Raw genomic sequence first — 14,444 nt, 5'->3', positions numbered from 1 at the left:
CAACGCAGTGAGCTGAGGACATGGACTGGACAGCGCCGGTTTTCGCCGGTCTCGCCCTGTTGTTGGCGGGACCGGTTCCAGCGCTGCTCAGCCGGGCGACCTGGCCCTATCGCAGTCCCCGTGCCGCGCTGGTGCTGTGGCAGGCGATCGCGCTGGCCGCGGTGCTGAGCGCCTTCGGCTCCGGACTCGCCATCGCCTCCCGGCTCCTCGTCCCGGGCGGCGACGGCCGTCCGACCACCACGCCCAGCAAGGAGATCGACGCCCTCGGTCTGCCGCTGTGGCTGGCCCTGGTCCTGGTGTTCGCGCTCACCCTGCTCGTCGGGGCGCGGCTGATCTGGTCGGTGATCCGGGTCGGCATCCACACCCGCCGCCGCCGTGCCCGCCACCGCATGCTGGTCGACCTGCTGGATCAGTCGGGCGTGCAGCGGAAATCGGCCGACATCCGAGTACTGGCCGCCACCGAGCCCATCGCGTACTGCCTGCCCGGTCTGCGGCGGCGCGTGGTCCTCAGCCAGGGCACCGTCACCAACCTGTCCGACGAGGAACTCACCGCCATCGTCAGCCACGAGCGCTCGCACCTGCGCGCCCGCCACGATCTGGTGCTCGAGGCCTTCACCGCCGCGCACGAGGCGTTCCCCCGGGTGGTCCGCTCCAAATCCGCGCTGGACTCGGTGAAGTTGCTCATCGAACTGCTCGCCGACGACTCCGCGGTCAAGGTCACCGGTCCCACTCCCCTGGCGCGCGCCCTGGTGGCCTGCTCCAATTCCCCGGCCCCGCAGGGCGCCATGGCCGTCGGCGGCCCCACCACCCTGATCCGGATCCAGCGCCTGGCCGGACCCATCGGCGATCTCCGCATCGCCGTCGCCGCCTACGTGGCCGCCGCCGCGATCCTGGTCGTCCCGACCCTCGCCGTCGCGATCCCCTGGCTGGTCGAACTCAGCCGCCTGGTCAGCCGTGCCTGATCCCCACCTACCCGCCCCCGAATCCGGCTCGGGCGCGCCGCAATCCGCCATGCCCGCCGCCGATACCGGCCCGGGCGAGAGCCTTTCGCCACCGCTCGCGACCAGCGGCGCCCCCGCGCCCACTCCGACTTCGACACCCACTTCAGCCCGGGAGGAAACCATCGCCACCGACTCGTCACCCGCAGCCGAGGCTTCGCCGACCGACCGAGGGGTCGAAGCCCGACGCCGGACCGGCGCCCGCGAGAGCGGGCGGGACCAGCGCGACCCGGCCGGGACCACGAGCCCGGTGGACGACCACGCCGGGGCCGGTTCCGAGGGCGGCGAGGTACGGTTCGCGGATCTGGGATTGCCGCCGGTGCTCGTGCAGGCGCTGCGGCGAGGCGGGATCGATAAGCCGTTTCCCATCCAGGCAGCGGTGATTCCGGACATTCTGGATGGGCGGGACGTGCTGGGCCGGGCGGCGACGGGTTCGGGGAAGACGCTCGCGTTCGGGCTGCCGATGCTGGTGCGACTGTTCGGTGCGCCGAGTGCGCCGCGGCGGCCGCGGGGGCTGATTCTGGCCCCGACGCGGGAGCTGGCGATTCAGATCGAGAGCGCGCTGGACGACCCCGCGCTGTCATTGGGGTTGCGGCTGGCCACGGCGGTCGGCGGGTTGCCGATCAAGAAGCAGGAGGAGCGGCTGGCCCGCGGGGTTGACATCGTCATCGCGACGCCGGGGCGGTTGACCGATCTGCTCGGGCGAAAAGCGGTGCAGCTGGGCGACATTCGGGTCGTCACGGTCGACGAGGCCGACCACATGGCCGAGCTGGGCTTCCTGCCGCAGCTGACGGCGCTGCTCAACAAGGTGCCGGGCGAGGCGCAGCAACTGCTGTTCTCGGCGACCCTCGACGAGACGGTCGACGGACTCGTGCAGAAGTATCTGCGGGAACCGGCGACCCATGCGATCGGCGCCGTTCCGGCCGCGATGTCGCCGGAGCCGGTGGACGCCACCGTGTCAGGCGCGGATTCGGGCGGCGAGCTCGGGAACGTCGCGGCCGGACCCGATATCGCGCACTACGCCCTGCATGTGCGGCGGTCCGACAAGCGGGCGGTGGTCAGCGAAATCGCCGCGCGGCAAGGCCGGACGCTGCTGTTCGTGCGCACCCAGCACGGTGCCGACAAGCTGGCGCGCAAGCTGCGCGAGATCGGGATCGGCGCGGTCGCGCTGCACGGCGGCAAGGCGCAGAACCAGCGCAATCGCATGCTCGCGGCGTTCGCGGACGGAACCGCGCCCGTGCTGGTCGCCACCGATGTGGCCGCCCGCGGGCTGCACATCGACGATGTCTCGCTGGTCGTGCACGTGGATCCGCCCGCGGATCCCAAGGACTATCTGCACCGGACCGGGCGAACCGCGCGGGCGGGCGCGTCGGGCACGGTCGTCACCATCGTCACCCCGGACGATCGGGAGGAGGCCGCGCGGCTGGCGGAGCGGGCCTCGGTGACGCTCACCGACGTGGAAGTGCGGCCCGGCGATCGGCGGCTGCTCGAGATCACGGGGGCGCGGCGGCCGAGCGGCCGACCGGTGGCGGACCCTTCGGCGCCGCCCGCGCCCGCGGCGGAGGCTCCGCGCGAGCAGCCGCGGTTCCGGCAGCGTCCGAAGGGTGAGAGCCGGCCGCACAACAAGAAGCGCAAGCCCGGCGTGGCGCGGCGTTCGTCCCGCTGACGCCAACACGTTTGGATGTTCCTACGACACGCGCGCGAAATCGCGCGAGTTTCCCGGCAAATCGGACGAGATTGAGATAACTCCGAGCCCGAAATGAGCCGCAGCAATCTTTTAGCTAATGAACTCGGGTGGCTCGGTATCGGGAGCGGACAGCCTCCGCGTCATTCCCCGCGGGGAATCGCGAACTCGCCGCCGAGCGGTGAGCATGTGAGTCATGAGCGAACGAAAGAACCTGCGCTACACCGTCATCGAATCCACGAACGAGGGTGGTTCGAAGTTCACCGACGCCGAAATCCCTTTGACCGAGCGGACTCTGGCCGTCGGAGTGCCCGCCATGGCCGTCGGCGGCATGCCCTCGACCGCGGGTGTGTCCTACCTGCGCAGCGCGGGCTTCGACAGTGAGCCGCATCCGGCCCCGGCCCGGCAATGGGTGGTCATGCTGCGCGGCGCGATCGAGGTGACCACCTCCGACGGTGAGCGCCGGCGGTTCGCACCGGGTGATCTGGTGCTGGCCGCCGACACCGGGGGATGCGGTCACACGACCGTCGCGGTGGGCGAACCGCCCTTCGAGGCGCTGTTCATCCCCACCGCGTCCTGAGCCGAGGCTCAGAGCAGGTCGGCGTTGCCGTCGATGGCCTTCAGCTTGTATTCGAAACGGTCGATGCGCCAGCCCTTTTCGGTGCGCTGCAGGCCGAGGACGTAGCTGCCGACGAACCAGCGGGTGGTGCCGCCGGCGGCGTCGTTCTTCACGTGCACGGCGATGGCGTCGGCGTGGGCCAGCGCCGTGTCGCCGGTGATCTCGACGAGGTGATTGCCGGCCTGGTGCTGGACGGCGTCCAGCGCACCCAGGCCGGTGGCCCAGGCATCGGCGATGTCGGCGCCGGACCGCGGGCCGACGGGTCCGCCGAAGCCGTTGTCGAAGAACACCTCCTCCGCGAACACCGACTCGCGCAGGTCGGCCCAGCGGGCCTGGTCGCAGTAGACGAAGAGTTTCGTGATGGTGTCGCTGACATCCAGTCGATCGGCGAGCGCCGCAAGATCGGTCACGGACGCCAACATAGGAGACCTCGCTGGCACCCGCCTGGCATTTTCCCCGCCTGATCGCACCGCGAACTCTCAGCATTCAGCTACCATGGTCCAACGTGCAGTTTCTTCCCGGGCAGACTCCGCCCTACGACCTGACCTACGACGACGTCTTCCTCGTCCCCCGCCGGACGGATGTGGCGTCCCGGTTCGATGTCGATCTCTCCACCACAGATGGGACCGGCACGACCATTCCGCTCGTGGTCGCCAATATGACAGCCGTCGCCGGCCGCCGCATGGCCGAGACCGTCGCCCGCCGGGGCGGCATCGTGGTACTGCCGCAGGATCTTCCGATCCCCGCGGCCTCCGACACCATCGCCTTCGTCAAGAGCCGCTCCCTCACCGCCGACACCCCCGTGGTGCTCGATCCTGACCAGTCGGTGTCCGACGCGCTGGCCCTCATCCACAAGCGCGCCCACGGCGCGGTCGTGGTGGTCGAGAACGGCAAGCCGGTCGGTGTGGTCACCGAGGGCGCCTGCGCCGACGTGGACCGCTTCGCCCGCCTGAGCGTGGTCGCCGACGCCAATTTCGTCAGCGCCCCGGCCGACTCCTCGCCGCGCGACATCTTCGACCTGCTCGAGGCCAAGCACGCCCACCTGGCCGTGCTGGTCAATGCCGACGGCACCCTCGCGGGCGTGATGACCCGCACCGGCGCCATCCGCACCGGCATCTACACCCCGGCCACCGACGCCAATGGCCGGCTGCGCATCGCGGCCGCCGTCGGCATCAACGGCGACATCCCGGCCAAGGCCAAGGCCCTGGTCGACGCGGGCGCCGACGTCCTGGTCATGGACACCGCACACGGCCACCAGCAGAAGATGCTGGAGGCGCTCGCCTCGGTGGCCGCACTGGATCTGGGCGTGCCGCTGGTCGCGGGCAATGTGGTCTCCGCCGACGGCACCCGCGATCTGATCGCGGCCGGCGCGGACATCATCAAGGTCGGTGTGGGCCCCGGCGCCATGTGCACCACCCGCATGATGACCGGCGTGGGCCGCCCGCAGTTCTCGGCCGTGGCCGAATGTGCCGCGGCCGCCAAGGAATTCGGCAAGCACGTGTGGGCCGACGGCGGCGTTCGCCACCCGCGCGACGTGGCCCTGGCCCTCGCGGCCGGCGCGGCCAACGTGATGATCGGCTCGTGGTTCGCGGGCACCTACGAGTCGCCCGGCGACCTGCGCGTCGACCGCGACGGCAACCGATACAAGGAGTCCTTCGGCATGGCCTCCAAGCGTGCCGTGGCCGCCCGCACCGCCACCGACTCGGCGTTCGACCGCGCCCGTAAGGCACTGTTCGAGGAGGGCATCTCCTCCTCGCGCATGCGCCTCGATCCCGAGCGCCCGGGCGTGGAGGACCTGATCGACCACATCACCTCCGGTGTGCGCAGCTCCTGCACCTACGCCGGCGCCCGCACCATCGGCGAGTTCCACGAGCGCGCCATGCTGGGCGTGCAGTCGGCCGCCGGTTTCGCCGAGGGCCGGCCGCTGCCCTCCGGTTGGTGATCACCACCGGTTTAGTACTGCACAGCCCGAACCCGGCGGATCCCTCTGGGATCCGCCGGGTTTCGCGTATGCGGGGCCCGGCCCTGCGGCGATGCGAGGCCGCCGCCGGATGTGATAGGGCCCCGCTGTGCGGAAGCCGTGGAAGAGGCCCGGTACCATGGCCTCACCGGACCCAAGAAATGGGATCCGTGGCGTATCGCCGCCAGCAACCCCTGCGAAAGGAACCAGTTGTCACCCGCGTCCAAGGGCGCTTCACAGGAGGGCTCCTCTACCGAGCCGGGTGACGAACCCGGCTTCCCCGCAATACCGGCTTCGGAAACGGCCAGGTGGTGCTGACCGTGTCGGTCCTGCTCACCGTTCTCAGTCTGCTCGGATTCATCGCTCTGACCGCCGGCACGGCACTGTTCGTCGCCGCCGAATTCTCGCTCACCGCTCTGGAACGCTCCACCGTGGAGGCGCACGCCCGCGACGGCGACCGCCGGGCCCGGCAGGTGCGGCAGGCGCATCGCACGCTTTCTTTCCAGTTGTCAGGCGCCCAGCTGGGCATCACCATCACCACGCTGATCACCGGTTATATCGCCGAGCCCGTGCTGGCGCGGCTGCTGGAGCCGATGTTCCGCTCGCTCGGGGTGAGCGCCGGTACCGCACAGGGCATTTCGCTGGCGCTGGCACTGCTCATCGCGACCTCGCTGTCCATGGTCCACGGCGAGCTGGTGCCCAAGAACATCGCCATCGCCAATCCGCTGTCCACGGCCCGGCTGACGGCCGGGCCGATGATCGCGTTCTCCACCGTGTTCAAGTGGATGATCAATTTCCTGAACGGGGCCGCCAACTGGGCGGTGCGCCGGCTGGGCGTGGAGCCCGCGGAAGAACTCCGTTCGGCGCGTTCGCCGCAGGAATTGGGTTCGCTGGTGCGGACTTCCGCCCTGCACGGGGTGCTCGATCAGCGCACCGCGCAGGTGGTGGATCGCTCGCTGCAGTTCGGTGAGCGCACCGCGGAGGAGCTGATGACGCCGCGGATGAGGATCGAGTCCCTCGATCAGGACTGCACTCTCGCCGATCTGGTCGACGCCGCCCGCGAGACCGGCTACTCCCGCTTCCCGGTCATCGACGGCGATCTGGACAACACCCTGGGCTTCGTGCACGTGAAGCAGACCTTCGTGTACCCGGCGAGGGATCGCCGCAGCACCAAGCTGAAGACGATCGCCCAGCCGGTGCCGATCGTGCCTGCCAGCCTCGACGGTGACGAGGTGCTCGAGCGGGTGCGCCGGGACGGCATGCAGGTGGCGCTGGTGGTCGACGAGTACGGCGGCACCGCTGGCATCGTCACCATGGAGGACCTGATCGAGGAGATCCTCGGCGACGTGCGCGACGAGCACGACGAGGAGGAACTCGATGTGCGCCGCACCCCGAACGGCTGGAACTGCTCGGGCCTGCTGCGCATCGACGAGGTCTCCCGCACCACCGGTTACGACGCACCCGAGGGTGAGTACGAAACCATCGGCGGCCTGGTGCTGACCCGACTGGGTCGGATCCCCGAGACCGGCGACGAGGTGCTGCTGCCGCAGCCCGGCAACCACCAGCTGGAGCAGCCGCACACCAAGGGCGGCTGGATCGCCCGCGTGGAGCGGATGGACGGCCGGCGCATCGACCGCGTCCTGATCCGGCCCGTCGACGCCGAGGCCCTCGCGACCTGGGAGCACAGCCATGGGTGACCTGTACGCCGTCCTGCTCACGCTGGTGCTGCTGCTGGGCAACGCGTTCTTCGTGGGCGCGGAGTTCGCGCTCATCTCCGCGCGCCGCGACCGGCTGGAAGCGCTTGCGGCGCAGGGCAAGCGGAGTGCCAACACGGTCATCCAGGCGGGTCAGAACCTGTCGATGATGCTGGCGGCCGCGCAGCTGGGCATCACCATCTGCTCGATCCTGCTGGGTCGCGTGGGAGAGCCGGCCGTGGCGCATCTGCTGGAGAAGCCGTTCGATCTGGTGGGCGTGCCGGATTCGCTGCTGCATCCGATCTCGTTCGCGCTGGCGCTGACCATCGTGGTGATCCTGCACATTCTGCTGGGCGAGATGATTCCGAAGAACATCGCGCTCGCGGGGCCGGAACGGTCGGCGCTGCTGCTGGTTCCACTGCATCTGATGTGGCTGCGGCTGGCGAAGCCGTTGATCGCGATCTACAACTTCGCGGCCAATATCACCTTGCGCGCCCTGCGGATCGAACCGAAGGACGAGCTGGATTCCACGGTGTCGTCGGTGGAGCTGGCGGAGATGTTCGGGGAATCGCGTTCGGTGGGCCTGCTGGACGAGGAAGAGCATCGCCGCCTCACCCAGGCGCTGGGCTCGAGCGACCGGATCGTGGCCGATGTGATGGTGACGCTGGCCAGGACCCGCTCGGTGCCGCTGCGCGGGGACGGGACCACGCTGGGCGATATCGAATCCGCCGTCGCCGAAACGGGATTCTCCCGGTACCCGGTGCGCGCGGACGACGGTTCCCTGGTCGGCTACCTGCATGTCAAGGACGTGCTCGATCTGACCGCCGACGACAGTGCGGGCCCGGGTACCCCCATCCCCCGCACCGATATCCGCCCGCTGCCCACCGTCAGCATGGGCACCACCCTGTTCGAGGCGCTGGCCCGCCTGCGCCGCACCAACTCCCATCTGGGTCGCGTGGTCGACAGCCGCGGCAATACGGTCGGCATCGTGGCCCTGGAAGACCTGGTGGAGGAGTTCGTCGGCACGGTCCGCGACGCCACCCATCGCCTCGCCGAATGATGAACGCGCGCACCGATTCCACCGTGTCGCCCGGACCGGAATGGCTGTCCGGTCCCGCTTGGCGGGGCCGGGCGGCCGCCCACCGCGACCGCGTCGACGCCCTGGTCGGCCCGTATCTCCAACGCCGAGCGGCGGGTTCGAAGCACCCGGTGATCGACTTCCTGTTCACCTACTACGGCCACAAGCCCGCCCAACTCCGAAAGTGGCATCCGGGCTTCGGCGTTGCACTCGCCGAAGCCGACGACTACGCGGGTTCCCGTGGCTACCACCGGATCTCGGCCATCGACCCCGCCGGTTCTCCGACCTCCGGCTGGACCGCCGATCCGGCCTTCCTCGAAAAGCGCCGCGACACCCTCGAATTCGTTGCCCGACTCCTCGCGGCCACAGCCACCCGGCCCGCCCAGCTCTCCTGCTTCGGCCTCCACGAATGGGCGATGGCCTACCGCACCGACGACGTCCGACACCAACAGGTCCCGCTCCGTCTGGGCCACCAGGGCACCGACGCCGTCGTCGAGTCGATGCAACTGCGCTGCACCCACTTCGACGCCTTCCGGTTCTTCACCCCCGAAGCGGCCCCCCGCAACCTCGAACCCCTGACCCGCGAATCCCAGATGGACCGCGAACAACCGGGTTGCCTCCACGCCAACATGGACATCTACAAGTGGGGCTTCAAACTAACCCCCTTGATCTCGTCCGACCTGCTGTTCGATGCCTTCGAACTGGCCTGCGCCGCCCGAGAACTCGACATGAAGGCCAGCCCCTACGACCTCCTCGACTACGGCTACGAACCCATCCGCATCGAAACCCCGGCCGGCCGAGCCGAATACGTCCGCGCCCAGGCCGACATCGCCACCCGGGCCGAGCTCCTCCGCACTCGCCTCCTCGACGCCTGCCGAGAACTGCTGACCGAGGTGATCACGACCCCGTCGTAGAGCGGAGGCGCGGTGGATCTATACCGCAGGCGCCCTCAGATCGGCGAAGTTCGGCGTACCGGGCTCGTTCGGCAATCTGGTCACCCGCGCGACGAAGCTGATCGCGTGGTACCAGCCGCACAGGAGCACAAGATCCAGCAACTGCCGCTCGTCGAACTCCTTCGCCAGTTCGCCCCACAGACCGTCATCGATATCGCCATCGTCGTGCAAGGAGTCGACCGCGCGGATCAGTAGGCGTTCGGATTCCACTGTCCAGCAAGGATCGTCGGGCTCGCCGTGGGTGAGCGAGATCTGCTGCTCCGCGGTGAGCCCGGCACGCCCGGCGAAAACCGCGAGGTGCACACCCCACTCGTATTCACAACCGCAGCGGGCGGTGGTCCGGTCGACGACGATCTCGCGTTCGCGGAGGCTCAGTGACAGCTCCTTGCCCAGTTCATATCCTCCCCAGCCGTGCATCGCGGTGGCCATGGGCAGGTTCTTCACGAAGAGCCGGAACAGGCCGATCGGGGCCGCGCCACCGGGCATCATTCGGGCCAGCAGTGAGCCGGTTTCCTCGGCGTACGGCGGCTCGAGAGGTTCGATTCTGGACATCCCAACTCCCATGTTTCGGAAATAGAAACACTCCGGATGCTAGTGTTTCTATATTCGAAACACAAGGAGTGCGATGGGAGTCCCACGACCCGGAAGACCGGTACGCGGTTCATCGACGGGACGCCCGCTGATGGCGGCCCTCGACCTGCTCGGACGCCGGTGGACCCTGCGCATCATCTGGGAACTTCAGGACGGTCCGGTCGGAGCGCGGAGTCTATTGGCTCGATGCGAGGGACTGTCGTCCAGCGTGCTGTATCAACGCCTGAGGGAACTCACGGAGGCCGGGGTCTTGCACGCAGACGAGGACGGGTACGCGCTGACTCCGCTGGGTGCCGCATTGCGCGGCGCACTCGGCCCACTCGACGCCTGGGCCGACACTTGGGCCGAAACCCATTCCAGCACAGACTGACTCGCAAAGCACTGCGACCATCACGTTGGCGTATGAATGATCACCATGAACGCCACGCGAAGGGGCGGCAGCCAACGCGTCACTCGGTGACGGGGTGGATCTCGAGGGTGCAGGTGTGGACGGCGGCGTCGATGACGCGGGTGTCGGTCGAGTTGGGTGCGGTTACTTCGGTTTTGACGATTTTGGGGTCGGGTTTGTTGTAGGGGCCGCAGGAGGTGCCCTCGGCGATGGCGTGGGCGGGGTGGCCGGATTTCACCACCACGGTGGGTGGGGTTTCGGTGCCGGCGGGAAGACCGCCGATGTAGCCGTTGAGGGTGCGTTCGGCATGGATTACCGTGCCGGTGTCGGTGATTTCGTCCATGCCGGGGTAGCCGGTGAGGGTGCAGGCCTGGGAGGGGTCGACGATGGAGAAGGTGAGGGTGATGCCGTCGTGACTCATGGCGGCGCCCATGCCTTTTGCGGTGACGTCGACCTGGCCGGAGGCGCAGGGAGCGATGGGCGTGTCGGCGGGTTGCGGGGTGCTCGTGGCCGGGCCGCCGCCCTGGTAGCCGCCTCCCGTGGGGTTGCCGCCGGGGTTACCGCCGCCCGAGGAGATGCCGATGGTGGGCGACGCGGAGGTGGTCGGCGCGGAGGAGTTGGAGCTCGAGCAGCCGGTGGCGGCCGCGAGCACGGCGCAGGCCAGTAGTGCCGTGAATCCTGTTGTGCGCATGAGTCACCTATCCCCTTCGAACATCGGACATCTCCGAAATCGACCGACTGATCAGGTCTGTTACGCACTGTAGCAAGGGGTTTCGCCGGCTTCTGAGACGATGACCGCCATTCATCGATGGTGTCACAGACACTTATTTGTAACTGCCCCTACCGGACGGTCAGTTTATGGGTTAGCGTTCCGAGATGTAACTGTGACCACACTGCGCAGCTGTCTGTGCCACCGGTCACTGCACGAGCATTTCAGAAGAAGACGGGGGTAGCCGCAATGAAGCGGTTCACAGGCGCGCGCCGGTCCAGGCCGGCGGCGGTGCTGGCGGTGACGCTGCTGGGGGCGGCCCTGCTGCCGATGCAGGGTGCGACGGCGGATCTGCAGTCCGACATCGCGAATCAGGTGCAGCAGTTCCTGGATGTCGGGCGGACCTCGGTGCCGCGGGCGGACTGCGGGGACGACGCGCTGCCGGAAACCGGTCTGCAGGGCGATGTTCCGGCGGAGGATCGCAACAGCGGACGCAGCACGCTGGGGTATCGGTGCAATCTGTCGCTCGTCGGCGGCTATGCGGGCAGGGGCGCGGGGATCACCTCGGCGACCTACGACCACTGCTCGTACACGGGGTCGATGTTCCCGGGCAATATTCTCGGGCCCGCGCAGGGTGTGCAGGTGCTGGATGTCTCGGATCCGGCGAATCCGGTGGTAACCGGCAGCCTTACCGAGCCCGCCATGCTCGCCGGCACATGGGAATCACTCAAGGTCAATGCCGAGCGAAGGCTGCTGGTGGGCACCGGCGTTCCGGTCGGCGAAGGCGCCGGGTACCTGTCGGTCTACGACATCTCCGACTGCGCACACCCGCGGCTGCTCAATACCGGTGCGGGCACCAATCTGCTTATGCCGCTGCCGATCACGACTCACGAGGGCGGGTTCTCCCCGGACGGCAGGACCTACTGGGCCTCGGGCATCGCGCCCGGTTTCGTCAGCGCGGTCGACCTGACCGACCCGGCGAATCCGCACGTGATCTGGCAGGGCCTCACCGGCATCGAGGCACACGGCTTCGGGATCAGCCCGGACGGCAACCGCATGTACCTGTCCGCGCTGGCCGGTTTCACCGTGCTGGACATCAGCGCGGTGCAACGCCGGGATCCGAACCCACAGGTCAACCATCTCGGACGGGTGTTCTGGACCGATGGCTGGGCGACCCAGCACAGCATTCCGGTCACCTATGACGGCAAGCCGTACCTGTTCACCGTGGACGAGGGCGGTGCGGGCGGGGTGAAGCTCATCGACATCTCCGACGAGACCAATCCGACGGTCGCGGCCAAGATCAAGCTGGAGATCAACCTGCCCGAGCATCAGGATTCGATGCTGGCCTCGGCCATGGGCGGCTCGGTGTTCTCCTACGACGCCCACTACTGCGCCGCCGATCGGCCGGAGAATCCGACCGCGCTGGCCTGCGGCTGGGAGGAATCCGGCATCCGGGTGTTCGATGTGCGGGATCCGTTCCACGCCAAGGAGATCGCGTATTTCAATCCACCCGCCCGCAAGGGGCGCAACCTGGAGCTGTGGAACTCCCCGCACGCCCTGGCCTCGCTCATCGGCGTCCCGGTGATGGAGTTCCCGTCGGCGGCGCGGGCGGTGCTCGAGGGCAAGTTCGATCCCAACAAGGCGCTCTCGTCGCGGTCCGGCATGGTCGCGTTCGGTGACCTGTCCACCGACTGGTGCTTCTCCCCGCCGGAGTGGCACGGCAACCAGTTGTGGGCCACCTGCAATGACAACGGCTTCATGGTGTTGCGGCTCGCCGACGACGTGTACACCCCGCCCGCCGACCAGCAGTCCGTGGTGGGATCGTGACGGCTCGCCCGGGCGCTCGAGTCCGGCGGCCGGTGGCGCTGACCGTGCTCGCCCTCGCCCTGCTGACGGCCGGGATGCTGCTGCGCCCGCTGCTGATTCCCGAGAACCGTTCCGCGCCACCGGTACTCAGCCGGGTCGAGATCGGCTTCAGCCAGGACATGACCGCCCATCACGAGCAGGCGCTGATCATGGTGCAGCGCTTGGATTCCGGGGTGGATCCCACGGTGCGCCGCCTGGCCCAGCAGATCGCCGATGCCCAGCGCATGGAGATCGGCACCATGCTCGGCTGGCTGCGCCTGGCCAACGCCTCGCCGGACTCCACCCATCCGATGGCCTGGATGACCGCGGATGCGGTTGCCGCGCACGACCATTCGATGCCGACCATGACCGGTACGAACGGCACATCCATGCCGGGCATGGCCACCCAGGCCGAACTCGACTCGCTGGCCACCGCCCGCGGCAGGGCCGCCGAGGTCCTGTTTCTGCAGCTCATGCTGCGCCACCACCGCGGCGGCGTGGCCATGGCGCAGGCAGCCGATCAGCTGCTCGCGTCGGGCCCGGTGAAGGAGGCGGCGCGGGGCATGATCACGGCCCAGTCGCAGGAATCGGGGCTGATGACGATCATGCTCGCGCAGCGCGACGCCCAGCCCCTGTCCTGAGGTGCGCGAGCTGTGGGTCGCCTGTCGCCCACGGCCGCAACGGTTTTGGAGTTCCATCGCAGGAATGGCGGAATCGGACGCTGTCACGGGACACCTCTGTCTCCGCCACTCGATGTGCTGTACTGACGGCATGATCGAATCTGGTGGCCTGACCGAGGCGGTCGACGCGGTGGTCGAACGGTCGTTGCTCGGCGGCCCGCGCCGGTACACCCGCGCCCAGGTGGCCGAGCTGTCCGGCGTACCCGCCGATCGGGCCCGCAAGCTCTGGGTGGCGCTGGGCTTTCCGGCCGCGGCCAGCGACGACGAGGTGGCGTTCACCGACAACGATGTCGCCGCGATTCGCACCTTCGCCAGCCTGGACCAGGCTTCGATCGCGAACGAGCAGAGCCAGATCGCCGCCGCCCGCACGCTGGGTCAGGCGATGGCGCGGCTCGCCGAATGGCAGGCGGATCTGATCACCCGCGAGATCGGCGGCCGGATCGCGGCGGGCACCGGTCGGCCCGAGGCGGGCCGGGAGGCCACCGAACAAGCCATCGCGCTGCTCGCCGAATTGCAGGACTACGCCTGGCAACGGCACATGGCCGCGGCGCTGACCCGCTCGCTCGCGTCCGGCGGAGCCACCCGCCACCTGCTGGTCGGCTTCGCCGACATGGTCGGCTACACCCGGCTGTCCCGCCACCTCGACCCCGACGAGCTGACCGAACTGCTGGAGACCTTCGAGTCCACGACCACCGAGGTGATCACCGCGCACGGCGGCTGGGTGATCAAGAATGTCGGCGACGAGGTGATGTTCGCCGCGGAGGACGCCCGCGCCGGCGCCCGCATCGGGCTGGACCTCAATGCGGCGATCACCCGTGCGGCCCAGACGATTCCGGAGATGCCCCAGATCCGGGTGGGCCTGGCCTACGGACCGGTCCTGACCCGCTTCGGCGACCTCTACGGCACGGTGGTCAATGTGGCCGCCCGGCTCACCGGTGTGGCCCGCCCGGGCACGGTCCTGGTCGACGACGGCGCGGCCGCCGAACTCGACGACGACGATGACCTGGCACTCCGCCGTCTGCGCAGCGTGCGGGTCAAGGGCTTCTCCCGCCTGCGTTCCCACCTGGTCCGCGAGCGCAAGCGCCGCTAGCCCGGGCCGCTCCGCCGCGACCGACCGACGTCTCGCCGGGCCCGGACAACCGTGGGGACTGCCCCGGTGATCCCCGCCCGCACCTCGGCAGTTCCGGCCGATGCCGGCCTCGTTATCGCTCTCGCCGGAGTGGGAAATTTCACCGGCTGCGCCCA

Annotated in this window: 14 protein-coding genes; 11 read left to right on the top strand and 3 right to left on the bottom strand. The window is 68.9% G+C overall.

The genetic code is table 11. From position 1 onward, the window contains the following. Positions 1–20 precede the first annotated feature (20 nt). The 3 genes from ABZ909_RS05605 to ABZ909_RS05595 all read left to right on the top strand — a co-directional run bounded on the left by ABZ909_RS05605 (position 21) and on the right by ABZ909_RS05595 (position 3,262). On the top strand, positions 21–962 hold the full coding sequence (locus tag ABZ909_RS05605; RefSeq protein WP_356996432.1) for a M48 family metalloprotease: 942 nt from the start codon (positions 21–23) through the stop codon (positions 960–962). After that, positions 955–2,664 (top strand): DEAD/DEAH box helicase, encoded by a 1,710-nt coding sequence (locus tag ABZ909_RS05600; RefSeq protein ID WP_356996431.1) that lies wholly within the window; start codon positions 955–957, stop codon positions 2,662–2,664. The genes ABZ909_RS05605 and ABZ909_RS05600 overlap by 8 nt, the downstream gene beginning before the upstream one ends. Before the next feature lie 214 nt (positions 2,665–2,878). Further along, entirely contained in the window at positions 2,879–3,262 is a 384-nt protein-coding gene (locus ABZ909_RS05595) for a hypothetical protein (protein WP_356996430.1), read from the top strand. An 8-nt stretch (positions 3,263–3,270) separates the two neighbouring features. Here ABZ909_RS05595 and ABZ909_RS05590 read toward each other — a convergent pair whose 3' ends face one another. After that, complete coding sequence (locus ABZ909_RS05590; protein ID WP_356996429.1) at positions 3,271–3,711, bottom strand: nuclear transport factor 2 family protein; 441 nt, start codon at positions 3,709–3,711, stop codon at positions 3,271–3,273. A gap of 95 nt (positions 3,712–3,806) precedes the next feature. On the opposite strand from ABZ909_RS05590, the gene ABZ909_RS05585 reads away from it, so the two are divergent. From ABZ909_RS05585 to ABZ909_RS05570, 4 genes are all read left to right on the top strand, one after another. Further along, positions 3,807–5,243, top strand: a complete 1,437-nt coding sequence (locus ABZ909_RS05585) for a GuaB1 family IMP dehydrogenase-related protein (protein ID WP_356996428.1) — start codon at positions 3,807–3,809, stop codon at positions 5,241–5,243. Positions 5,244–5,581: 338 nt separating this feature from the next. Beyond that, complete coding sequence (locus ABZ909_RS05580; RefSeq protein ID WP_356996854.1) at positions 5,582–6,958, top strand: hemolysin family protein; 1,377 nt, start codon at positions 5,582–5,584, stop codon at positions 6,956–6,958. Further along, on the top strand, positions 6,951–8,015 hold the full coding sequence (locus ABZ909_RS05575) for a hemolysin family protein (RefSeq protein ID WP_356996427.1): 1,065 nt from the start codon (positions 6,951–6,953) through the stop codon (positions 8,013–8,015). Before ABZ909_RS05580 ends, ABZ909_RS05575 begins: the two co-directional genes overlap by 8 nt. After that, positions 8,015–8,947: a 3-methyladenine DNA glycosylase gene (locus ABZ909_RS05570; protein WP_356996853.1), complete on the top strand. Its 933-nt coding sequence runs from the start codon at positions 8,015–8,017 to the stop codon at positions 8,945–8,947. Before ABZ909_RS05575 ends, ABZ909_RS05570 begins: the two co-directional genes overlap by 1 nt. Positions 8,948–8,965: 18 nt before the next feature. On the opposite strand, the gene ABZ909_RS05565 is transcribed toward ABZ909_RS05570, so the two are convergent. Beyond that, the gene (locus ABZ909_RS05565) at positions 8,966–9,538 is read right to left on the bottom strand and encodes a carboxymuconolactone decarboxylase family protein (protein ID WP_356996426.1); all 573 of its coding nucleotides are present in this window, start codon (positions 9,536–9,538) and stop codon (positions 8,966–8,968) included. A gap of 130 nt (positions 9,539–9,668) precedes the next feature. Between ABZ909_RS05565 and ABZ909_RS05560 the strand changes: the two genes are divergently transcribed. Then, on the top strand, positions 9,669–9,947 hold the full coding sequence (locus ABZ909_RS05560) for a helix-turn-helix domain-containing protein (protein ID WP_356996425.1): 279 nt from the start codon (positions 9,669–9,671) through the stop codon (positions 9,945–9,947). 79 nt (positions 9,948–10,026) lie between these two features. Here the strand turns inward: ABZ909_RS05560 and ABZ909_RS05555 are convergent, their stop codons facing one another. After that, positions 10,027–10,656 carry a DUF4232 domain-containing protein gene (locus ABZ909_RS05555; protein WP_356996424.1) on the bottom strand — a complete coding sequence of 210 codons (630 nt, stop codon included), beginning with the start codon at positions 10,654–10,656 and terminating at the stop codon, positions 10,027–10,029. Positions 10,657–10,923: 267 nt separating this feature from the next. Here ABZ909_RS05555 and ABZ909_RS05550 point away from each other — a divergent pair, with 267 nt between their 5' ends. The 3 genes from ABZ909_RS05550 to ABZ909_RS05540 all read left to right on the top strand — a co-directional run bounded on the left by ABZ909_RS05550 (position 10,924) and on the right by ABZ909_RS05540 (position 14,289). Beyond that, positions 10,924–12,501 carry a hypothetical protein gene (locus tag ABZ909_RS05550; RefSeq protein ID WP_356996423.1) on the top strand — a complete coding sequence of 526 codons (1,578 nt, stop codon included), beginning with the start codon at positions 10,924–10,926 and terminating at the stop codon, positions 12,499–12,501. A gap of 74 nt (positions 12,502–12,575) precedes the next feature. Further along, positions 12,576–13,160: a DUF305 domain-containing protein gene (locus ABZ909_RS05545; protein ID WP_356996852.1), complete on the top strand. Its 585-nt coding sequence runs from the start codon at positions 12,576–12,578 to the stop codon at positions 13,158–13,160. A 130-nt stretch (positions 13,161–13,290) separates the two neighbouring features. After that, positions 13,291–14,289: an adenylate/guanylate cyclase domain-containing protein gene (locus tag ABZ909_RS05540; protein ID WP_356996422.1), complete on the top strand. Its 999-nt coding sequence runs from the start codon at positions 13,291–13,293 to the stop codon at positions 14,287–14,289. Positions 14,290–14,444 lie beyond the last annotated feature (155 nt).

This window comes from Nocardia sp. NPDC046763 (genome assembly GCF_040645495.1).
In the GTDB taxonomy this organism is placed as follows: domain Bacteria; phylum Actinomycetota; class Actinomycetes; order Mycobacteriales; family Mycobacteriaceae; genus Nocardia.
Note: the sequence above shows the minus strand (reverse complement) of the source record. Positions and strands in the feature narration are given on the sequence as shown.